21 protein-coding genes and 1 pseudogene are annotated in these 19,598 nt (G+C 71.7%); 9 read left to right on the top strand and 13 right to left on the bottom strand.

Going from position 1 to position 19,598, the window contains the following annotated elements; translation table 11 throughout:
* The first annotated feature begins 105 nt into the window (after nt 1-105).
* Both G472_RS37680 and leuC read left to right on the top strand, forming a co-directional pair.
* Nucleotides 106-2,706: a DUF2339 domain-containing protein gene (locus G472_RS37680; protein WP_029010965.1), complete on the top strand. Its 2,601-nt coding sequence runs from the start codon at nt 106-108 to the stop codon at nt 2,704-2,706.
* A 121-nt stretch (nt 2,707-2,827) separates the two neighbouring features.
* Nucleotides 2,828-4,231: a 3-isopropylmalate dehydratase large subunit gene (gene leuC / locus G472_RS0127515; RefSeq protein ID WP_029010964.1), complete on the top strand. Its 1,404-nt coding sequence runs from the start codon at nt 2,828-2,830 to the stop codon at nt 4,229-4,231.
* A 24-nt stretch (nt 4,232-4,255) separates the two neighbouring features.
* Here leuC and G472_RS0127510 read toward each other — a convergent pair whose 3' ends face one another.
* The 7 genes from G472_RS0127510 to G472_RS0127480 all read right to left on the bottom strand — a co-directional run bounded on the left by G472_RS0127510 (nt 4,256) and on the right by G472_RS0127480 (nt 9,390).
* Nucleotides 4,256-5,602: a branched-chain amino acid ABC transporter permease gene (locus G472_RS0127510; protein WP_245593608.1), complete on the bottom strand. Its 1,347-nt coding sequence runs from the start codon at nt 5,600-5,602 to the stop codon at nt 4,256-4,258.
* Between the two features lie 84 nt (nt 5,603-5,686).
* Nucleotides 5,687-6,031: an EF-hand domain-containing protein gene (locus G472_RS0127505; protein WP_029010962.1), complete on the bottom strand. Its 345-nt coding sequence runs from the start codon at nt 6,029-6,031 to the stop codon at nt 5,687-5,689.
* 104 nt (nt 6,032-6,135) lie between these two features.
* The gene (locus G472_RS40715) at nt 6,136-6,267 is read right to left on the bottom strand and encodes a hypothetical protein (RefSeq protein WP_281173374.1); all 132 of its coding nucleotides are present in this window, start codon (nt 6,265-6,267) and stop codon (nt 6,136-6,138) included.
* A 115-nt stretch (nt 6,268-6,382) separates the two neighbouring features.
* Complete coding sequence (gene truA, locus G472_RS0127495) at nt 6,383-7,120, bottom strand: tRNA pseudouridine(38-40) synthase TruA (protein ID WP_029010961.1); 738 nt, start codon at nt 7,118-7,120, stop codon at nt 6,383-6,385.
* On the bottom strand, nt 7,102-8,049 hold the full coding sequence (gene fmt / locus G472_RS0127490) for a methionyl-tRNA formyltransferase (protein WP_029010960.1): 948 nt from the start codon (nt 8,047-8,049) through the stop codon (nt 7,102-7,104). Before fmt ends, truA begins: the two co-directional genes overlap by 19 nt.
* Before the next feature lie 16 nt (nt 8,050-8,065).
* A complete protein-coding gene (gene def, locus G472_RS0127485) occupies nt 8,066-8,584 on the bottom strand; it encodes a peptide deformylase (RefSeq protein WP_029010959.1) in 519 nt (172 codons plus the stop codon).
* 119 nt (nt 8,585-8,703) lie between these two features.
* The gene (locus G472_RS0127480) at nt 8,704-9,390 is read right to left on the bottom strand and encodes a class I SAM-dependent methyltransferase (protein ID WP_051341434.1); all 687 of its coding nucleotides are present in this window, start codon (nt 9,388-9,390) and stop codon (nt 8,704-8,706) included.
* A 175-nt stretch (nt 9,391-9,565) separates the two neighbouring features.
* On the opposite strand from G472_RS0127480, the gene G472_RS35990 reads away from it, so the two are divergent.
* Nucleotides 9,566-10,195 carry a trimeric intracellular cation channel family protein gene (locus G472_RS35990; RefSeq protein ID WP_245593607.1) on the top strand — a complete coding sequence of 210 codons (630 nt, stop codon included), beginning with the start codon at nt 9,566-9,568 and terminating at the stop codon, nt 10,193-10,195.
* 45 nt (nt 10,196-10,240) lie between these two features.
* Here G472_RS35990 and G472_RS39205 read toward each other — a convergent pair whose 3' ends face one another.
* Nucleotides 10,241-10,420 (bottom strand): hypothetical protein, encoded by a 180-nt coding sequence (locus G472_RS39205; protein ID WP_029010957.1) that lies wholly within the window; start codon nt 10,418-10,420, stop codon nt 10,241-10,243.
* Nucleotides 10,421-10,546: 126 nt separating this feature from the next.
* On the opposite strand from G472_RS39205, the gene G472_RS0127465 reads away from it, so the two are divergent.
* Together G472_RS0127465 and budA are read left to right on the top strand one after the other, a co-directional pair.
* Entirely contained in the window at nt 10,547-11,407 is an 861-nt protein-coding gene (locus G472_RS0127465) for a branched-chain amino acid aminotransferase (RefSeq protein WP_029010956.1), read from the top strand.
* Nucleotides 11,404-12,117 carry an acetolactate decarboxylase gene (budA, locus tag G472_RS0127460; RefSeq protein ID WP_029010955.1) on the top strand — a complete coding sequence of 238 codons (714 nt, stop codon included), beginning with the start codon at nt 11,404-11,406 and terminating at the stop codon, nt 12,115-12,117. Before G472_RS0127465 ends, budA begins: the two co-directional genes overlap by 4 nt.
* Nucleotides 12,118-12,135: 18 nt before the next feature.
* On the opposite strand, the gene G472_RS35985 is transcribed toward budA, so the two are convergent.
* The 4 genes from G472_RS35985 to G472_RS0127440 form a co-directional block, all read right to left on the bottom strand.
* Nucleotides 12,136-12,678: a hypothetical protein gene (locus G472_RS35985; protein WP_035693977.1), complete on the bottom strand. Its 543-nt coding sequence runs from the start codon at nt 12,676-12,678 to the stop codon at nt 12,136-12,138.
* Nucleotides 12,679-12,779: 101 nt separating this feature from the next.
* Nucleotides 12,780-13,529 carry a helix-turn-helix domain-containing protein gene (locus G472_RS35980; RefSeq protein ID WP_051341433.1) on the bottom strand — a complete coding sequence of 250 codons (750 nt, stop codon included), beginning with the start codon at nt 13,527-13,529 and terminating at the stop codon, nt 12,780-12,782.
* Nucleotides 13,530-13,692: 163 nt separating this feature from the next.
* Nucleotides 13,693-14,103: a response regulator transcription factor gene (locus G472_RS35975; RefSeq protein WP_035694026.1), complete on the bottom strand. Its 411-nt coding sequence runs from the start codon at nt 14,101-14,103 to the stop codon at nt 13,693-13,695.
* A gap of 145 nt (nt 14,104-14,248) precedes the next feature.
* A complete protein-coding gene (locus tag G472_RS0127440) occupies nt 14,249-15,916 on the bottom strand; it encodes a putative bifunctional diguanylate cyclase/phosphodiesterase (protein ID WP_245593606.1) in 1,668 nt (555 codons plus the stop codon).
* 348 nt (nt 15,917-16,264) lie between these two features.
* Here G472_RS0127440 and G472_RS0127435 point away from each other — a divergent pair, with 348 nt between their 5' ends.
* The 4 genes from G472_RS0127435 to G472_RS0127420 all read left to right on the top strand — a co-directional run bounded on the left by G472_RS0127435 (nt 16,265) and on the right by G472_RS0127420 (nt 18,965).
* Nucleotides 16,265-17,104: a universal stress protein gene (locus G472_RS0127435; protein ID WP_029010953.1), complete on the top strand. Its 840-nt coding sequence runs from the start codon at nt 16,265-16,267 to the stop codon at nt 17,102-17,104.
* Between the two features lie 246 nt (nt 17,105-17,350).
* Nucleotides 17,351-17,653 (top strand): ArsR/SmtB family transcription factor, encoded by a 303-nt coding sequence (locus G472_RS0127430; protein WP_029010952.1) that lies wholly within the window; start codon nt 17,351-17,353, stop codon nt 17,651-17,653.
* A complete protein-coding gene (locus tag G472_RS0127425) occupies nt 17,650-18,714 on the top strand; it encodes a permease (RefSeq protein WP_029010951.1) in 1,065 nt (354 codons plus the stop codon). The genes G472_RS0127430 and G472_RS0127425 overlap by 4 nt, the downstream gene beginning before the upstream one ends.
* 14 nt (nt 18,715-18,728) lie before the next feature.
* The gene (locus G472_RS0127420; protein WP_029010950.1) at nt 18,729-18,965 is read left to right on the top strand and encodes a thioredoxin family protein; all 237 of its coding nucleotides are present in this window, start codon (nt 18,729-18,731) and stop codon (nt 18,963-18,965) included.
* 255 nt (nt 18,966-19,220) lie between these two features.
* Here G472_RS0127420 and G472_RS39595 read toward each other — a convergent pair.
* Nucleotides 19,221-19,598, bottom strand: a pseudogene (locus tag G472_RS39595) (calcium-binding protein); the annotation flags it as partial.

The following is a 19,598-nucleotide window of genomic DNA, read 5'->3' as shown; positions in this document are numbered from 1 at the left end:
AGTTGCCGACCGTATGAGGAAACGCCTGCACCCGGTTGCCGCGCCGGGTGTGCAGGCTCCATGATGGCCGGGGCCGAGGGCACCCCGGGGGAAGAGGCGGACGTTATGGAGTTGTTGATCGTGATCGCGGTGGTGGCCGCCGCCGTCGAGCTGACGCGCCAGCGCCGGCGCCTGACGGCGCTGGAGCGGGACAACGCCGCGCTGCGCGCCATGGTGCTGGCCCTCGCCCCCGCACCGCAGCGCGCGCCCGAGCCGGCGCCCGACCCGCAGCCGGACACCGCCCCCGCGCACGGGGCCGCCGCAGCCGCCCCCCTGCCCGACCCCGATCCCGCCCCCGAGCCGGCCCGTCCCGAACCGGCCCCCACAGCCCCGGGTGCCGGCGACCGCCTCGCCGGGCTGGAAACGCGCCTGACCGGGCGCTGGCTGGTGTGGACCGGCGGCGTGGCGCTGGCGCTGGGCGGCGGCTTCCTGGTGCAGGTCTCGGTGGAATCGGGGCTGCTGTCGCCGACGGTGCGGGTGGCGCTGGGGCTGCTGCTGGCGTGGGCGCTGGTGGCGGCCGGGGAATGGCTGCGCCGCCGCCCGCCGGCGCGGGGCGCCGGTCCGCTGCGCGCCGACCACCTGCCGCCCACCGTCAGCGGCGCCGGCCTCGCCGCGGCCTACGCGTCGGTGTGGGCGGCCCACGGGCTGTACGGGCTGGTGAGCCAGGCGGCGGCCTTCGGCGGGCTGGCCGCGGTGTCCTTCGCCGCCCTGGTGCTGGCCCTGCGCCACGGGCCGGCCCTGGCGGCATTGGGAATCGTCGGCGCCTACGCGGTGCCGCTGGTGGTGGGCGGCGAGTCCGGCGACGGCACCGCGCTGTTCACCTATCTGGCCGCGGTGTCGGCGGTGGCGGCGCTGACGGCGCGCTGGCGCGGCTGGCCGCGGGTCCTGACCACGGTGCACTGGGGCGGCGTCGCCTGGGTGCTGGTGTGGATGGCCACCCGCCCGGGCTTCGATGTCGCGCCCTGGCCGGCGGCCCTCTATCTGGTGCTGGCGACCGGGCTGGCGGTCGGGCTGCGCCGGCGCCCGACGGCGGCGGAGCCGGGAACCCGGTGGTGGCGCCGGCACGACGGCGCCGGGCTGTCCGTCGCGGTGGCGACGCTGGTGGCGGCGTGCCTGGTGTTCATCGGCGCCGACGGCAACGTGCCCCTGGTGGCCGGGCTGGCGGCGGTGCTGGCCGGCCTGCTGCTCGCCGACGACCGGGCCGGGGCGCGGCACACCGGCGGCGCGGCGGCGGCGGTGCTGACCTTGCTGGCCGGCGGTGCCACCCTGGACGTGGCGCAGGCCGGCGCGCTGGCCTATGCCCTGGCCGCCTCGGCCGCGCTGACCGCCGCGGGCATCACGGCGGCCCACGGCAGCGGGCGGGCGGGCTGGTTCACCCTGGCGGGCGGCGCCGGGTCGCTGCTGCTGGTGGCGGCGGGCTACGCCGGCGTCGCCTCGGGCGAGCCGGACGCCGACTGGGCCCTGGCCGCCGCCGCGGTGGCCGCCCTGCACACGCTGGCCGCCGGCTACGCCGCCCGCCACCGCGGCCACGCCGCGTGGGACGCGGTGCTGGCCGGCTACGCCACCGCGGCGCTGGCCGGGCTGGCGCTGGGCGTCGCCCTGCTGCTGCGCGACGCATGGCTGAGCGTGGCTCTCGCCTGGACGGTGGCCGCCGCCGCCGCGGTCCACCGCAGCGTCCCGGTGGCCGGCCTGCGCACCCTGGCGCTGGTGCTGGCCGGCGTGGTGGTGGTGCGCCTGACCGCCAACCCGGAGGTGCTGGCCTACGCCATCGACGGGCCGCTCCCGGGTGTGCCGTGGATCTGGACGGGCTACGGCCTGTCGGCGCTGGCCTTCGCGGCGGCCCGGCTGCTGTTCGCCGGGGCCGCGGGGCCGGCCCTGCGCACCGCGCTGGAGGCCGGCGCGCTCAGCTTCATCGTGCTGCTGGGCAGCCTGCAGATCCGCCTGGCGGTGGCCGACGGCCCCCTGGACCGGCCCGGCTACGACCTGCTGGAGCAGGGGTTGAACGCGGTGTGGTGGCTGTCGGTGGGGCTGCTGCTGTACATCCGCGCCGCTGCGCCGGGGGCGAGCGCCACGGCGCGGCACGGCTGGCCGGTGCCGGCCGCCCTCGGAGCCGCGCAGGTGGCGCTGGGCACCATGCTCGCGGCCAACCCCATGGTCACGGGGGAGCCGGTGGGTGCCACGCCGCTGGTCAACGCGCTGCTGCCGGCCTACGCCCTGCCCGCCCTGCTGTTCGGCGCCTTCGCCGCGGTCGCCGGCCGGCGCGGCGTCCGCCGCCTCAGCCTGGCGGCCGGCATTGCCGGCCTCGCCACGCTGTGGATGTGGCTGGTGCTGACGGTGCGCCACGCCTTCCAGGGCACCATCCTGTCGTCCCCGACCCTGCCCGACGGGGAACTGTACGCCCATTCGGCGGTTTGGCTGGCCTTCGGGGCCGCCCTGCTCGCGGCCGGCCTGTGGCGCGGCGCCCTGGCGTTGCGCTACGCCTCCCTGGTGGTGGTGCTGGCGACGGTCGCCAAGGTCTTCCTGGTGGACATGTCCGCCCTGACCGGCCTGTGGCGGGCGGTGTCGTTCCTCGGCCTGGGGGCGGCGCTGATCGGCATCGGCTACGCCTACCAGCGCTTCGTGCTGGTGCGGCAAACGACCCCGGAGGGCGGGGCACCGGCCTCCTGACCGGCCCTCGGACCGGCTGTGTCCCAGCCGCTTGTCCGGCGGCGCCCACATGGCTATTGTGCGTGCCTCGGACAGCCTGCGACCCGGGTGTCCGGCAGTGCTCCGCCAGAGAGAAGTCACGATGTCCAAGCCCCGCACGCTCTTCGACAAGATCTGGGACAGCCATGTCGTCCACCGCCAGGAGGATGGCACCTGCATCCTCTACATCGACCGCCACCTCGTTCACGAAGTGACGAGCCCGCAGGCGTTCGAGGGGCTGCGCATGGCCGGCCGCGCCGTGCGGCGGCCCGAGTTGACGATGGCGGTGCCGGACCACAACGTGCCGACCACCGACCGCTCCAAGGGCATCGCCGACGAGGAGAGCCGCATCCAGGTCGACGCCCTGGACCGCAACGCCCGTGACTTCGGCGTGCGCTACTTCCCCATGGACGACGTGCGCCAGGGCATCGTCCACATCGTCGGGCCCGAGCAGGGCTTCACGGTGCCCGGCGCCACCATCGTCTGCGGCGACAGCCACACCGCCACCCACGGCGCCTTCGGCGCGCTGGCCTTCGGCATCGGCACGTCGGAGGTGGAGCATGTGCTGGCCACCCAGACCCTGTTGCAGAAGCCGGCCCGCAACATGCTGATCCGCGTCGACGGCGACCTGCCGCCGGGCGTCACCGCCAAGGACGTCGTGCTGGCCATCATCGGCCGGATCGGCACCGCCGGCGGCACCGGCCATGTGATCGAGTTCGCGGGCGACGCCATCCGCGGCCTGACCATGGAAGGCCGCATGACCGTCTGCAACATGGCCATCGAGGCGGGCGCGCGCGCCGGCCTGATCGCCCCGGACGAGACCACCTTCGCCTACCTGGCGGGCCGCCCGCTGGTGCCGAAGGCCGGCGCGTGGGAGCAGGCCGTCGCCTACTGGAAGACCCTGCCGTCGGACGAGGGCGCCGTCTACGACACCACCGTCGTGCTGAACGCCGCCGACATCGTGCCGCAGGTCACCTGGGGCACCAGCCCGGAGGACGTGCTGCCCATCACCGCCGCCGTGCCCGACCCGGCGGACGTCGCCGATCCCGGCAAGCGCGCCGCCGTGCAGCGCTCGCTGGAGTACATGGGGCTGACGCCCGGCCAGCCCCTGACCGCGGTGAAGGTCGATACGGTCTTCATCGGCTCGTGCACCAACGGCCGCATCGAGGATCTGCGGGCCGCCGCCGACATCGCCCGCGGCCGCAAGGTGGCCGAGGGCATCCGCGCCCTGGTCGTCCCCGGCTCCGGTCTGGTCAAGGAGCAGGCGGAGCAGGAAGGACTGGACAAGGTGTTCACCGAAGCCGGCTTCGAGTGGCGCGAGCCCGGCTGTTCCATGTGCCTGGCCATGAACGCCGACCGGCTGGAGCCGGGCGAACGCTGTGCGTCCACCTCGAACCGCAACTTCGAGGGACGCCAGGGCCGCGGCGGCCGCACCCACCTGGTCAGCCCCGCCATGGCCGCCGCCGCCGCGGTGACCGGCCACCTGACCGACGTGCGCGCCCTGTAAGCACCCTGCCGGGGGCGGGAGCGTTCAGTCGCCCCGCCCCCGTTCGGTGCCGAGCAGGCCGCGGGGACGGAAGATCAGGAACAGGGCCAGCAGGCCGAACGCCGCCACGTCCTTGTAGGCGAGCGGGCCGTAGGCCGACCACAGCGTCTCCACCGCGGCCAGCAGCGCACCGCCGAGAACCGCGCCGGGCACCGACCCGATGCCGCCGACCACCGCGGCGGCCAGCGCCTTGAAGCCGATGACATAGCCGGTCAGGAAGTTGACGCCGCCGTACTGGAAGGCGATCACGAAGCCGGCCGCCGCCGCGCACGCCCCGCCAAGCGCGAAGGTGAGCGCCACCGTGCGGTCGACGTTCAGCCCCATCAGGGCGGCCGCCCCGGCATCGTCGGTGCAGGCCCGGTGGGCGCGGCCGAAAGCGGTGCGGGCCATGATGACACGCAGGGCCATGTAGAGCGCCGCCGTCAGGGCCAGGATCAAGCCCTGCGACGTCAGCGCCGTCACGGTGAAGGGACCGGCCGTCCACAGGTCATGGCGGTCCGCGAAGACCGGCCGCGGCCACCAGTCCCGTGCCCCGTGCAGCAGGCGTACGGTTTCTTGCAGAGCGATGCTCAGCCCCACCGCGGCGATCAGCGGCGTGTGCGTGCGCAGCCCCCGCAGATGGCGGAACACCAGGCGGTCCATCGCCCAGCCGTGGACGGCGGTGAACGCCATAACCACGGCCAGCACCAGCAGCAGCGCCGCCGGCAGCGCTCCGACGCCGGTCAGCACCAGCCCCGCCGACGCCATGGCCGACAGCATGGCCCCGATCATCGTCAGCTCACCCATGGCCAGGTTGATTTGGCCGAGGATGGCGTACACCAGCGTGTAGCCGATGGCGAGCAGCGCGTACACGCACGCCAGCGTCACCGCGTTGACGCCCTGCTGCGCCAGGAAGGCGACGGGGGTCCACGCCGTCGGCCCGGGGCGGGGCGCGTCGGGAAGCGCCTTCAGACCGCGGGGCGCCGGCAGGTCGGCCCACAGGCGCAGCATCAGGAAGGGCATGCCGACGACCGGGCCGGTGCGGTCCGTCGCGACCCCCACCACCTCGTGCCGGCCCGCGTCGAAGACGCCGCCGGCGAAGCGGCAGGCGATCCACCGCTCCCCCTCCGGGGTGGCGTAGCGCACGCGCACGGCCGGCCCGTCCTCCCGCCGTTCCTCCAGGATGCGCACGGCCGCCGGATCATCTTCGAAAGCGGGAATGAAGCGCCGGCACAGGTCGGCCTGATCGCGATCGACGCCGCACGCGGCCAGCGCCGGCAGCAGGATCAGCAGCAGCAGGATGAAGGGCGGTGGCGGACGGACCAAGGGCTGCGGGCTCGCGGGGATGACCACCCCACCCTATCAGCGTTCGCGGTGCGTCCGCCACGGGCCGCGTCGGCCCGATCGGATCGGAACCGACCGGGCGCGAGAGCCGATCTAACGGAACCGGCCAAGCTCACCGGGCGTCAGCACGCCGTCGCCATTGGCGTCGAGCCGGCGGAACTGCGCGGTGCGATGATCGGTCACCACGGCTGCCGGCACCGCCACACCCGGGCCACGCCGCGGCCCGGCCAGGAACTCATCCAGGCTGACGGCGCCGTTGCGGTCGGTGTCCAGGACGGTGATCCGTGCCTGGCCGGCCGGCTGCGCCGCGGCACCCTGGCGGCAGGTTCCCTGGCCTTGCCCGCCGCGGGCGTACGCGTCGGCCGACATGGCGGCAAATCCACCGACGGCCACGATGGCCACGGCGGCGATGGCGGTGATGCGAAGGATCCGGTTCATGACACCCTCCTGTCGAGCGATCCGGGATGCCTTCATTAGGCGCCCGGATCGTAACGGGACTGTGTCTCCCGAGCCGGTTTTTCGTAACCGATGGTAACCGCCGTTCAGGCCGCCGGTGGCCCATCCTGCGGTCCGTTGTCGGCCTGGCCAGCGTCGCGCGACGTCACCGCCCAGATCACCGGAAACAGCAGGGTGACCGCGGCGAGCATGCTCAGGCTCATCAGCTTGTCGACCATGACCGGTTCCTTCTTATCGCACCTGCAACAACACCGGTATGGCCGCGTACGGTCGGCTTGCGCAACAAGTCAAACGGCGATGCTCCGAACGGCCGGAACAGCGCCATCCCTATGGTCAGTAATAGGCCTTCAGGAAGTACAGGCCGTCGGGCGGGGCGGTGGGGCCGGCTTTGGCACGGTCGCGTGCCTCCAGAGCGCGCCGCACGTCGGCCGCCGTCCACTTGCCCGCGCCGACCAGTTCCAGGGTGCCCACCAGGTTGCGCACCTGGTGGTGCAGGAAGGACCGCGCGGCGGCCCCCACGTGCACCTCGTCCCCGGCGCGGGTCACCTCCAGCCGGTCCAGCGTCTTGACCGGCGACTTCGCCTGGCACAGCGCGGCGCGGAAGCTGGTGAAGTCATGCCGGCCCACCAGCACCTGCGCCGCCTCGTGCATGGCCCCGGTATCAAGGCGGCGCCGGACGTGCCAAACGCGGCCGGCGTCCAGGGTCGGCGGGGCACGCCGATCGAGGATGCGGTAAAGGTACGAGCGCCCCGTGGCGGTGAGACGGGCGTGGAAGTCCTCGCCCACCGGTTCGGCCAGCAGCACGGCCACCGGCCAGGGGCGCAGGTGGAAGTTCAGGGCGTCGCGGATCTTGTCGGCCGTGAAGGGCTTGTCCACGTCCGCGTGGGCGACCTGGCCCAGGGCGTGGACGCCGGCATCCGTACGCCCGCTGCCGTGGACGCGTACGGCCGATCCGGTCAGGCGCTCCAGCGCGTCCTCCAGCGCCTGCTGCACGGACGGGCCGTTGTCCTGCCTCTGCCAGCCGGAGAAGGGACGCCCGTCGTATTCGACCGTCAGCTTCCAGCGTTGCATGGCGTGCCGTCCAGCACCGTGCCCGGCGGCAGGTGGAAGCCGCGCAGGAAGGCAGCACCATCGACCGGCGCCTTGCCCGGCCTCTGCACCCGGGTCAGACGCACCGCACCGCTGCCGCAGGCGACGGTCATCGCCTCGTCCAGCACGGTGCCGGGGGCGCCGCTCCCCGCCGCCGGCTCGACCGCCAGCACCTTGATGCGCTCGCCGGTCGCTTCGAACCAGCAGCCGGGCCAGGGGGTGAGTGCCCGCACTTGCCGGTCGATGAACGCCGCGTCGCGCCGCCAGTCCAGCCGGCCGTCGTCGCGCGTCAGCTTGGCGGCGTAGGTCACGCCCTCCTCGGGCTGCGGCTGCGCCGTCAGTCGCCCGTGCGCCAGCCCGTCCAGCGCCTCCACGATCAGCCGCGCCCCCAGGGCGGCCAGCGCGTCGTGCAGGGACGCCGCGGTGGTCCCGGCGGTGATCGGCACGCTGCCCTTCAGCAGCATCGCCCCGGTGTCCAGGCCGGCGTCCATCTGCATGATGGTGATGCCCGTCTCGCCGTCGCCGTCCAGGATGGCGCGCTGGATGGGGGCGGCGCCGCGCCAGCGCGGCAGCAGCGAGCCGTGGATGTTGAGGCATCCCAGCCGCGGCGCGTCCAGCACCGGCTGCGGCAGGATCAGCCCGTAGGCCGCCACCACCGCGGCGTCGGCACCGGATGCGGCGAACTCCGCCTGCGCCTCGGCCGTCCGCAGGGTCTTCGGTGTGCGCACGGGAATGCCGTGCGCCTCGGCGAAGCGGTGCACCGGTGCCTTCTGCACCTGCTGGCCGCGCCCGGCCGGCCGCGGCGGCTGGCTGTACGCGCAGACCACCGTATGGCCGGCGTCGATCAGCGCCCGCAGGGCGGGCACGGCGAAGTCGGGCGTGCCCATGAAGACGAGGCGCAGAGGGGTCATAGGGTCCGTCGCGGGATCAGGCCGACGCCTTCAGGCGCTGCTGCTTCTGCAGCTTGCGCATGATCATGTTGCGCTTGAGCAGCGACAGGCGGTCGACGAACAGCGTGCCGTTCAGATGGTCGATCTCGTGCTGGATGCACACGCCCAGCATGCCGTCCGCCTCGATCTCGCGGATCTCGTTCTGCTTGTCCAGATAGCGCACGCGCACGGAGCGGGGCCGCGTCACCTCCGCGTACTGCTCGGGAACGGACAGGCAGCCCTCCTCGCACACGGCCAGCTCCTCGGACGCCATGATGATCTCGGGATTGGCCATCTGGATGGGGTTGGCGGGCTGGTCGCGCTCGCGCACGTCCACCACGATCACCCGCTCCGGCACGCCGATCTGCGGCGCCGCCAGACCGATGCCGTTGGCGTCGTACATGGTCTCCAGCATGTCGTCCATCAGCCGGGCGATCCGCTCGTCGACGGCAGCGACGGGGACTGCCTTCTGCTTCAGGCGCGGGTCGGGGGCGACGAGGATCGGCAGAATGGCCATGGGGCGGTCCGCATGCTGGAATCGGGTGTCCGGAAACGTGCAAAATATGTAGGCGGAGCCCAGGCGTCAAGGAAGGGCGACCGCTCCATCCCGGTGTGCCGCCGGAACCGCCCGTCCCGTCACACGCGGCGCAGCACGTCCATCCGGCAGGGCTGGTCCAGCACGAAGCGGCCGTCCACCCGCTCGGCCATGTGGTGGAACGCGTCCTCCAGCGCCGCCTCGTGCGCGGCGAAGGCGGGGGTGCGGGCGGGGTCGACGCCCAGAACGTGCGCCTTCAGCTCCGCGAAATCCCGGAAGGCGCGGGGACGGGAGTAGAGGCGCGTGGCCACCGCCGCGAACCCCAGCGATGGCGCCAGGGCCACCGTCCGCTGCGCGGCGGCGCGCACCGCGGTCTCGTCGTGGACCGGCAGCAGCAGCTCGAAGAAGGGTCCTTCGGCCAGCGGCTCGCCGATGCAGAGGTGGCCGCCGGGCACCAGCACCCGGTGCACCTCCGCCAGCGCGTCGCGGTGCACCGCCTCGGGCACGTGGTGCAGGCTGAACAGGAACACGGCCAGGTCCAGCGAGGCATCGGGGAAGGGCAGCGCCTCCGCCCGGCCGTCGCAGTAGATCTCGTCGGCCACCACCGGCAGGTCGCGCGCCGCCGCCAGCTTCTCCGCCGTGATCTCGATGCCCGTCATCATGGCGCCGCGCGCCGCGAGCTGGCGCACCAGCACGCCCTTGCCACACCCCACGTCCACCGCCCGGCAGCCGACCAGCGGCACGTATTCGGCGATCAGGTCGACGTGGTCGATGACGGGGTTGGGCACGGCCGGGGACTCCTGCTGCGGTTGTCCATCAGCATAGACTGATCCTTGCGCGGGCGCCAGATCAAGCCCGCGCCCCTGTCGCCGCTGCCCGTTCGACAGACGGCCCCGGTCGCGCTATCAAGATCGCGCTATCAGGAAGCCCGTCCCCGTCCCTGCCCGACCGGTAGTGCCCGCCATGCCCCAGACCCTCGACGTGCCGATGCTGCTGCTGTGGATGGACCTGATCGGCGTCTTCGTGTTCGGCCTCAGCGGCGGAACGCTGGCGGTGCGCCACCGTCTGGACGTGTTCGGGGTGATGGTGCTGTCCCTGGCGGCGGCACTGGCCGGCGGCGTGGTGCGCGACGTGATGCTGGGTTCGGTGCCGCCGGCCACCTTCCGTGACGACCGCTACCTGTGGGCCGCGGTGACCGCGGGGATGGTGGCCTTCTTCTTCCACCCCCTGGTCAACCGGCTGGGCAAGCCGGTGATGGTGCTGGACGCGCTGGGGCTCGGTCTGTTCGCGGTGGCGGGATGCCAGAAGGCCCTGCTGTACGGGCTGTCCCCCCTGCCGGCGGCGGTGATCGCGGTGATCACCGGGGTCGGCGGCGGCGTCCTGCGCGACCTGCTGGTCAGCGAGGTGCCGCGGGTGCTGCGCGAGGAGATCTATGCGTCCGCCGCCCTGCTGGCCGCGGCGGTGGTGATCGTCGGCGACCGCACGGGCCTGCCGGAACTGCCCGTCGCCGCGGCGGCGGTGGCCGCCGCGTTCCTGTTGCGGGTGATCAGCGTGCTGTGCAACTGGAGCGCGCCGCGCGCGCCCGGTTCGTAACGCGCGGGCGCGCCGGCGGCGTGCCACCGCCGGCGCGCCGGATGCTCAGCCGCGTCCGGGGCCGACGGCGGGCGGCACGTCGGTGACCGGCGGCGGCACGTCGCCGAGACCCGGTCCGGGGTTGGCCAGGTCGGGGTTGTCGGTGGGCGCCGGCCGCGGCGGCAGGTCGCGGTTGGGCTGCGGATCGGGGCGCAGGGGGCGCGGTCCCGGCTCGGTGATGGGCATGGATGCCTCCTCTTCGGTCATCAATCGGCCATACAACAGGCAAACGGGCTTCGCAGCCCGTTGACCGACCGTCTCCAGGGGGTATGCTTTCCGGGAAAGCCGACAGACGACGGAGGGAGGGGTCCTATGGCCGGGCACGGCAACGGCGAGGCTGCGCGCGCCGTCACGTATTTGCGCGGGGAGTGGATGGAGGGCAATCCCGCCATCATCGGCCCGATGACCCACGCCATCTGGCTGTCGTCGGTGGTCTTCGACGGCGCCCGCGCCTTCGAGGGGGTGGCGCCGGACCTGGACCGGCATTGCGAACGCGCGATCCGCTCCGCCCTGGCCCTGGGGCTGTCGCCCATGCTGACCGCCGGCGAGATCGAGGAGCTGTGCTGGGACGGCATCCGCCGCTTCCCGCGCGACGCCGCCCTTTACATCCGGCCGATGTTCTACGCGGAGTCCGGCTTCGTGATGCCGGACCCGGACAGCACCGTCTTCACGCTGACCGTGCACGAAATGCCCATGCCGAGCGCTGCCGGCTTCACCGCCTGCCTGTCGACCCGGCGGCGGCCGGCCCCCGGCTCCGCCCCCACCGACGCCAAGGCCGCCTGCCTCTACCCCAACGCCGGTCTGGCGCTGCGGGAAGCACGCGAGCGCGGCTTCGACAACGCCATCATGCTGGACCTCCTCGGCAACGTCGCCGAGTTCGCGACCGCCAACCTGTTCATCGCCCGGGACGGCACGGTGGCGACGCCGATCCCCAACGGCACCTTCCTCAACGGCATCACCCGCCAGCGCGTCATCGGGCTGCTGCGCGACGACGGCACCCCGGTGGAGGAGCGCACCCTAAGCGTGCGCGACGTGCTGGAAGCCGACGAGGTCTTCTCCACCGGCAATTACGCCAAGGTGGTGCCGGTCACCCGCGTCGAGGACCGCCACCTCCAGCCCGGACCGCTGGCGGCCCGCGCCCGCGCCCTGTATTGGGAGTTCGCACACCGGTGACCCGACCCGCGCGCCCGCCGCTGTACATCTCCGCCCCCATCGCCGCCCTGGTGGAGGGGATCTACCGCGAAGACACCACCGTCGGCCGCGTCCGCGCCAACGGCGATTTCGGCCTGGGCACCTTCAACGACCTGGACGGCGAGATGGTCGTGCTGGACGGCACAGTCTGGCAGCTTCGCGCCGACGGCACGGTGTGCACCGTCGACGACGGGGTGCAGACGCCCTTCGCCTGCGTCACCCGCTTCCACGGCGACACGCAGGAGCGGTTCGCCGCCCCCATCGCCGCCGACCGGCTGGAGACGGTGCTGCACGGGCTGCTGCCCTCCACCAACCTGGTCTACGCCGTGCGCGTCGACGGCCGCTTCGACCACGTCCGCGCCCGCTCGGTGCCGCGCCAGGACAATTACCGTCCCCTGGCCGAGGTGGCGAAGATCCAGACGGTGTTCGACTTTCCGGACGTCGAGGGCACGCTGGTCGGCTTCTGGACGCCGGGGTTCCTCAGCTCGGTCCACGTCGCGGGCTTCCACCTGCATTTCCTGTCCGCCGACCGGCACTGCGGCGGCCACGTCCTGGCGGCCGCCACCCGCGACGTCACGGTGCGCCTGCAACACGTGCCGGCCGTGCGGCTGGAGCTGCCGATGACCCTGGACTTCCTGACCATGGAGTCGACCCGCGACCTGCAGGCCGACATCCACGCGGTGGAGCGGTAGGGCGGACCGCCGCCGCGGTCACGGCTGGTTGGGCGGCAGGATGGTGGCGGTGAGATCGCCGATCAGGCGGCGGAAGCGGGGGTCGTTGGGCCCCTGCGCCTCGTCCAGGCGGCCGGTGGCGCCCGACAGCTTGCGCCCGCCGCGGCAGAACACGGCCTGAGCCGTCAGGGTGGTGCCCGGTGCCTGCGTGCGCACCGGCCCGTCGCCGCACAGCTCGCTGTTCAGGGTCGGCTGCACCGGTTCGAAGGCGAAGACCACGCGGTAGGCGGGCCGCGCCGAGGCGCCGGGGTCGGTGGTGGGGTTGGTGCGGATGCCGACGATGCGGTCCCGCATGACCGCGGCCACGCCGCGGGAGAAGGACGCGGCGTCGCCGCCGAAGGGAGTGCCGTGCACCACCACCCGCAGGTCGCGGTCGGAGGCCGCATAGGCCAGTTCGTTGAAGCTGTAGGCGGGATCCGGCTGGTCGGCGACGACGCGGCTGTCGTCGCAGGCGGCCAGCGGTGCCCCGAGAAGAAGGGCGGCCAGCGCCGCCCGTGAGGTCCGCAGTCGAGTCCCGGCCATGGCGTCCCCGCACTCCCCTTGCCCACCGGGTCCATCCGGTTGCCCATCGGGCCTATCTGGGGACGCCGCGCGGCCGCGCCAGCCGATCGAAAGGGGTGTGCTCACGCCCCTTCGGTGGTGCCGGCCAGGCCGTCGCGGTCGACGATCTCGACCAGGCCGCCTTCCAGCAGGCGGATCAGGCCGCCGGTCTTCAGCTTGGTGAAGGCGCGCGACACCGTCTCGGTGGTCAGGCCCAGATAGTCGGCGATGTCGTTGCGGCTCATCGGCAGGCGCACCCGGCGCCCGCCGAGGGAGGAGGCGCTGCGGCTGCGCGTCGCCAGCAGCAGCAGGAAGGAGGCGACCTTCTCCACCGCGGTCTTGCGGCCCAGCAGCAGCATATGATCCTGGGCGGCGACCAGTTCGGTGGCGGTGCGGGCGTGCAGGCTGCGGGCCAGAGCCGGCTGGGCCTCCATCAGGGCCTCGAAGCGGCTGCGCGGGAGGCGCTGGAGCGAGCAGGTGGTCACCGTCTCGGCGGTGTAGAGATAGCAGGGACCCAGCGTCAGGCCCATCATGTCACCCGCCTGCAGGAAGCCGACGATCTGGCGGCGCCCGTCGGGCAGCAGCTTGTAGATGCGCACCATGCCGTCAATCACGCGGTAGAGGTCGCCGGCGGCGTCACCCTCGGAGAACAGCATCGTCTCGCGCTCGGCCACCACGGTGTCAGCGATGGCCTCCAGGGTGTCCGCCCCGCGCAGGTCGGGGAACGCAACCACGGTGCCGCCGCCGGAACGCACGCTGCGGTGCCCGGGAACCGGAGCGAAGGCCGGGCGGACGGTGGCGGCATGGTCGAGGGTGGCGAGATGAGCGGCCATGGTCGTGGTCTCCTGCGTTCGGCGGCGGGTCCTGCGTGGGTCCCGCCTCGTTGGTCCCGAACCGAAACGTAGGGGATTTCGGCCTTTCCGCGTAGTTCGGATCACTACGTAAGGAAGATTACGTATCGACCAACTTATGACGTAGGTAATGGCCCGTAAGGGCTCAGGCCGCCAGTTCGCGGCCGGCCATGACGCGCTCGATGGTGTCGAGCAGGTCGTCGTCCTCGAACGGCTTCTCCAGCACCGCGACGACCCCCGCCTCGCGCACGCGGGTGGCGGTGGCGGTGTCGGCGCGCCCGGTGATCAGGATGACGGGCATGCCCCGCAGGTCGGCGCCGTGGCGCTCCATGAACTCCAGCCCGCTCATGACCGGCATGTGCAGGTCCAGCAGCAGGCACCCGCGCACGCCCTCTTCGGCCGGCCGGTCGAAGCCGCCGATTCCGTCGATGAAGTCGCGGCACGACGGATAGTCCTCCACCCGGTAATCGCACGTTTCCAGCAGCGTGCGCACCGAGTCGCGGACCGGCTCGTCGTCGTCGATGAGATAGACGCGTTTCTCGCCTGTACCGTCCAAGTCCGCCTCCAGCGCATAACCGTGGCCCGGCGCGCAAACGGATGCGACCGGGCCGAAGGCAAGATAACGCCGGGAGGCCATGCCAGAAATACGGGTTTCTGCGTACGAACGGCAGGATTGATCGAGATCAGCCGGCCGGGTCCGCCTACACCCCGTCCCACCAGGGCGGGTCGCCGACGACCAGGCGTTCCGCCTCCTCGGGCGGCAGGGGGCGGGCGAAATGGTAGCCCTGGCCGTAGTCGCAGGCCAGCGCGCGCAGCAGGTTGGCGTCGGCGGTGGTCTCGATCCCCTCGGCGATGACATCGAACCCCAGCAGGCGGGCGAGATCGATGATGATGCGCACGATCGCCCGGTTCTCCTCCGACTGGTGCATGGCGGAGACGAAGGAGCGGTCCACCTTCAGGCTGTCGATGGGCAGCTTGTGCAGGTAGCTGAGCGAGGAGTAGCCGGTGCCGAAATCGTCGATCGACAGCTTGATCCCCAGGCCGCGGAGCTGCTGGAGCAGCTTGATCGACTGCTCCGCCTTCTCCATCACCGCGCCCTCGGTCAGCTCCAGCTTCAGCCAGGACGGTTCGACCCCGGTTTCGCGCAGCACGTTGCGCACCTGGTGGACGAACCCCGGATCGCCGAGCTGGATGGGCGACAGGTTCACGCTCATGAACAGCGGCGCCGATCCGGGGGTGCGCTTGTCCTGCCAGTCCGCCACCCGGCGGCAGGCGTCCCGCAGCACCCAGTGGCCCAGCGTCACCACCAGCCCCGTGCTCTCGGCGATGGGGATGAAGACGCCGGGCGGAATGTTGCCGCGCTCGGGGTGGTTCCAGCGCACCAGCGCCTCGAATCCGGCCAGCCCGCCGGTCACCATCTCCACGATGGGCTGGTAGGCGACCCACAGCCCTTCGCCGCGTTCCAGCGCGTCGCGCAGATCGTGTTCGAGACGGACCTGCTCCACCACCCGGGTGTGCATGGCGGGGTCGAACAGGGCGTACCGTCCGCCGCCGCCGGTGCGGGCGTGGGCGGTGGCGATCTCGGCGTCGCGCAGCACGTCCTCGGGCCGTTCATGGGCATCGGAACAGCGGGCGACGCCGATGCTGGCGGTCAGGAACACGGCGGCGCCCGAGCTGGAGCGGGCGGAGCGGACGATGCCGGCAACCGTGTCCACCCGCTGCTCCACCTCCGCTGACGCGGCATCGCCGGCCATCAGCAGGGCGAAGGCATGGTCGCTGATGCGGGCCAGGAGATCGTAGGGACCGGCGTCACGGGCCAGCCGGTGGGCGATGTCGATCAGCAGCTCGTTGGCGAAGCCCTGGCCCAGGCTGGTGCGCACCTCGACGAAGCGGTCGACGTCGACGGTCACCAGGGTGAACGCCTCCCCCACCGCCTGGTAATCGGCCATGTGCTTGACCAGCAGCAGCCGATTGCCGAGCCCCGTCACCGGGTCGTAGTAGGCCAGCCGGAACAGGTCGTCCTGCACCTGGCGGCGTTCGGTCATGTCGTGCAGCAGCACGAAGTAACCGGCGATCGTTCCATCGGGGCGGCGGTGCGGGGCATGCACGCGCAGCATGTAGCGCTGGCCGCCGCCGGGATCGGGAATCCAGCCTTCGGCCTGCACCGTTTCGCCGGCCAGGGCCCGGTCGGCGGCGCCGCGGGTGGACCGGAACAGCTCGGCCCCCATCACCTCGGCGACGGTGCGGCCGGTCAGGTCGGCCATCGTGACCTGCATAAAGTCGAGATAGGCTTGGTTGGCGAAGATGTGCCGGCGCTCGGTATCGAGAAGCGCCACCATGGTGGGCATGCAGTCCACGATCTGGAGCAACGTATCGAGTCCCGCAGCCGAGGATTCGGCGCCGCTGAGGGCTGCAACCAATGCGTCGAGGTGGGGGTCCGGTTTCATGGGCTGCGTAGCTGTGGGCACCGTCGGTCGACCAACCGCGAACACTTACGCGATGGATAAGCTGCGCGTCAAAAGCAATCCGGCACGGCGGGTGGCGGGGGCGAGCATTTCGCCGGCGGTGATACGCTCCCGCCATGCGCCCCGGGACGCCCCGGTATCCGCGCCGAAGGGTGCCCTGGTTTTCGCGCCGCAGGCGGCGTTATAGTCGATGGGCCCGTGCGGGCGGGGCCGGGCACGGCGGCCGCCCGCGGGCTGCATGGAGACGAGGACATGGCACTCAAGGACCTGCTGGTCGTGGTGGACGACACCCCGGCCGCCGCCGCGCGCATCGACGTGGCGGCCCGGCTTGCGGCCGACAACGACGCTCACCTCACCGGCCTGTATGTCATCGCGCACGCCCCCCTGCCGGCCTATGTCGCGGCCGAGCTGCCCGAGGACGTGCGCGACGCCCAACGCCGCGCCGATGAGGAGCGCGCCGTCGCCGCCGGCCGGGACTTCGATGACCGCATGCGCCGCTTCGGCCTGACCGACCGGTCGGAATGGCGCGTCGTGCGCGGCGATCCCACCACGGCGGCCGCCCTGCACGGCCGCTACGCCGACCTGCTGGTCGTCGGCCAGGTCGACCCGCGGCGCGACCGCGACGTGCCCGTGGCGATGCCCCAGGACCTGGTGTTCGATTGCGGCCGCCCGGTGCTGGTGGTGCCCTACGCCGGCAGCTTCGCCACGGTGGGCGAACGCGTCCTGGTGGGCTGGAACGCCAGCCGCGAGGCGGCGCGCGCCGTCGCCGACGCCCTGCCCCTGCTGAGCCGTGCGAAGCGGGTGGTGGTGCTGGCCGTCAATCCCGCGCCCGGCGCCGCCGGCCTGGGGGACGAGCCGGGGGCCGACATCGCCCGCCACCTGTCGCGCCACGGCTGCAAGGTGGAGGCCGCCCACATCACCACCCACCAGGTGGAACCGGGCGACACCATGCTGAACACCATCGCCGACGAATCCTGCGACATGGTGGTGATGGGCGCCTACGGCCGCTCGCGCCTGCGCGAACTGGTGCTGGGCGGGATGACCCGGTACATGCTCCAGCACATGACCGTCCCGGTTCTGCTGACGCACTGAGCGGTCCGCAACGAAACGGGAGGCCACTGCGCAAAGGTGTTGCGGGTCGCCGGGCCCGCAACACTGCTTTGCGGCATTGCTCCTGATCCTGATCCCGGCCTCCGGCCGGGTTTGCGCCAAAGAGCCGTCGTAACGGTGTGATGCGCTCCTGCGTCGACGCTCGACAGCAATGTTCGAGGTGGCCGATTGACGGCGCAACCCGCTTTGTATTAATTTATGCTCATAACCGCATAAGCGGAGGGGCGCATGAAGTCCGAAGCGGTGGCCTCCCTGATGTCCGTTCTTTCCGACCCGACTCGGCTCGGTGCCTTGCACCTGCTGTGGGATGGCCGGGAGCACTGCGTATGCGAACTCATGGACCGCCTGACGGCCACGCAGTCCCGGATGTCCCGCCACATGGCTGCTCTCAGGAACGCCGGGCTTGTTGTCGACCGCCGTGACGCCCAGTGGGTGCGGTATCGCCGGAACCCGGCGCTGAGCCCCGAGATCGTCGCCATCATCGACGCCGTGATCGTCGCGATGGCATCAGAGCGAAAGAAAGCGGCATGAGCATCGGAACCTCGCCGGCCCCGCAAGCGGGGCCATCACGGCCGAACCCCCGGCTTTGGGTCGCCGGGGCGGTGGTCTTCGTGCTGGTCTGGTTCGCACTCTACGGCCAGCTCGTCCCCTTCTCGAACCGGGTCGTGTCGCTGCTGCCGCTGGAACGTGGCAGTCATCTGGAGGAGGCGATCCGGTTCTTCGTCTACGACACGCCCAAGGTGCTGATGCTGCTGACGTTGGTTGTGTTCGGCATGGGCGTCGTGCGGAGTTTCTTCTCGCCCGAACGGACACGGGCCCTGTTGGCCGGACGGCGCGAGAGTGCGGGGAACGTGGCGGCGGCCGGTCTCGGCGTTGTCACGCCGTTCTGCTCCTGCTCCGCCGTGCCGCTGTTCATCGGGTTCGTCTCGGCGGGCGTGCCGCTCGGGGTGACGTTCTCGTTCCTGATTGCTGCGCCGATGGTCAACGAGGTGGCGCTTGGCCTGCTGTTCGCCCTGCTCGGCTGGAAGGTGGCGCTGACCTACCTCGTCTTCGGACTCGGCGTCGCCATCGTCGCCGGGTGGGCCATTGGCCGTCTGCACCTGGAGGGTTGGCTGGAAGAATGGGTGCGCACCATCCGTTCGGAAGTCGCCGAACTACCGGCCGAGGATGTCACGGTCGTTGACCGGATCAAGGCCGGCATCGAGGCCGTCAAGGACATCGTCGGCCGCGTTTGGGTGTGGATCATCGCCGGCATCGCGGCCGGGGCCTTCATCCACGGTTATGTTCCCGCTGATCTGCTCGCCACCATCATGGGTCGGGACGCCTGGTGGTCGGTTCCTGCGGCGGTCCTGCTGGGCATTCCGATGTATTCGAACGCTGCCGGGATCATCCCGGTCGTCGAAGCGCTGATCGGCAAGGGCGCGGCAGTCGGGACCGTGCTGGCCTTCATGATGTCCGTCATCGCGCTGTCGCTGCCGGAAATGATCATCCTGCGCAAGGTGCTGACAGTACGCCTGATTGCCGTGTTCGTCGGCGTCGTGGGGCTCGGCATCCTCGGCGTCGGATTCCTGTTCAACGCACTGCTCGCCTGAGAAGGAGTAAAGCCATGAAGGATGTGAAAGTCCTCGGCCCCGGATGCAAACGCTGTCAAACGACGCAAGACATGGTGCTGGCTCAGGCCGAGCGGCTGGGCGTGCCCGTTCACGTAGAGAAGGTCACCGACTATGCCGCCATCGCCGGATATGGCATCGCCTCGACCCCCGGAATCGTCATCGACGGCAAGGTGGTTCACGCGGGCGGTCTCCCCAAGGAGGACGACATCGCCAGGTGGCTGACGGCATGACGGCCTGATACCAACGGCACCTGAAGGGTGCCGTTGGTATCACCCTCTCGATCAATGCCAAGGCATTGATCTGCCGGGTTTTACGGTCGGCAATTGATGGGTGATCATTTTCCGGCCGTATGATGCGCGGTCAGGACGATCCTGACCGCTGTGTTCACACGTCACCCGGGCTTCGGCCCGGCAGAACGGCATCAGATGCCGCGGACGTAACCGGGTTCGGACGTCAGGACGTTCCGAACCCGGTATGACCCGACCTCAGCTTCCCGTCACGATGATGTCGGTGTGGCTGAGGGTGCGGACGTTGAGGGTGGCGATGGCCACCGCCGCCCCCGCCCCGCTGCCGTCGGCGTCGAAGGACAGCACGCCGGTCGCCGTGTTGAACACGAAGGTGGCGTTGGCGGACAGCGGGTTGTCCAGGGCGAAGTGCTGCGCCGACAGGACGCCCGTCGCGATGTTGCCGAAATTGGGCCCGACCACCGCGATGCGGTCCACCCCGATCTCGAAGTCGGCGATCACGTCGACCCCTTCGCCCGGTGCGTCGATGCGGAAGGTGTCGGCCCCCGCGCCGCCGTACAGCGTGTCGGTGCCGCGGTTGCCCGCCAGCACGTCGTTGCCCATGCCGCCGTAGAGCAC

This window comes from Azospirillum halopraeferens DSM 3675 (genome assembly GCF_000429625.1).
GTDB classification, from domain to species: Bacteria; Pseudomonadota; Alphaproteobacteria; order Azospirillales; family Azospirillaceae; genus Azospirillum; species Azospirillum halopraeferens.
This window is presented reverse-complemented; position numbering and strand designations above follow the sequence as displayed.

Bases quoted from the DNA above. Each gene is read 5' to 3' on its own strand.
- G472_RS37680 (WP_029010965.1), top strand. From the start codon at position 106: ATGGAGTTGTTGATCGTGATCGCGGTGGTGGCCGCCGCCGTCGAGCTG.
- leuC (WP_029010964.1), top strand. From the start codon at position 2,828: ATGTCCAAGCCCCGCACGCTCTTCGACAAGATCTGGGACAGCCATGTC.
- G472_RS0127505 (WP_029010962.1), bottom strand. From the start codon at position 6,031: ATGAACCGGATCCTTCGCATCACCGCCATCGCCGCCGTGGCCATCGTG.
- G472_RS40715 (WP_281173374.1), bottom strand. From the start codon at position 6,267: ATGGTCGACAAGCTGATGAGCCTGAGCATGCTCGCCGCGGTCACCCTG.
- truA (WP_029010961.1), bottom strand. From the start codon at position 7,120: ATGCAACGCTGGAAGCTGACGGTCGAATACGACGGGCGTCCCTTCTCC.
- fmt (WP_029010960.1), bottom strand. From the start codon at position 8,049: ATGACCCCTCTGCGCCTCGTCTTCATGGGCACGCCCGACTTCGCCGTG.
- def (WP_029010959.1), bottom strand. From the start codon at position 8,584: ATGGCCATTCTGCCGATCCTCGTCGCCCCCGACCCGCGCCTGAAGCAG.
- G472_RS35990 (WP_245593607.1), top strand. From the start codon at position 9,566: ATGCCCCAGACCCTCGACGTGCCGATGCTGCTGCTGTGGATGGACCTG.
- G472_RS39205 (WP_029010957.1), bottom strand. From the start codon at position 10,420: ATGCCCATCACCGAGCCGGGACCGCGCCCCCTGCGCCCCGATCCGCAG.
- G472_RS0127465 (WP_029010956.1), top strand. From the start codon at position 10,547: ATGGCCGGGCACGGCAACGGCGAGGCTGCGCGCGCCGTCACGTATTTG.
- G472_RS35985 (WP_035693977.1), bottom strand. From the start codon at position 12,678: ATGGCCGGGACTCGACTGCGGACCTCACGGGCGGCGCTGGCCGCCCTT.
- G472_RS35980 (WP_051341433.1), bottom strand. From the start codon at position 13,529: ATGGCCGCTCATCTCGCCACCCTCGACCATGCCGCCACCGTCCGCCCG.
- G472_RS0127435 (WP_029010953.1), top strand. From the start codon at position 16,265: ATGGCACTCAAGGACCTGCTGGTCGTGGTGGACGACACCCCGGCCGCC.
- G472_RS0127430 (WP_029010952.1), top strand. From the start codon at position 17,351: ATGAAGTCCGAAGCGGTGGCCTCCCTGATGTCCGTTCTTTCCGACCCG.
- G472_RS0127425 (WP_029010951.1), top strand. From the start codon at position 17,650: ATGAGCATCGGAACCTCGCCGGCCCCGCAAGCGGGGCCATCACGGCCG.
- G472_RS0127420 (WP_029010950.1), top strand. From the start codon at position 18,729: ATGAAGGATGTGAAAGTCCTCGGCCCCGGATGCAAACGCTGTCAAACG.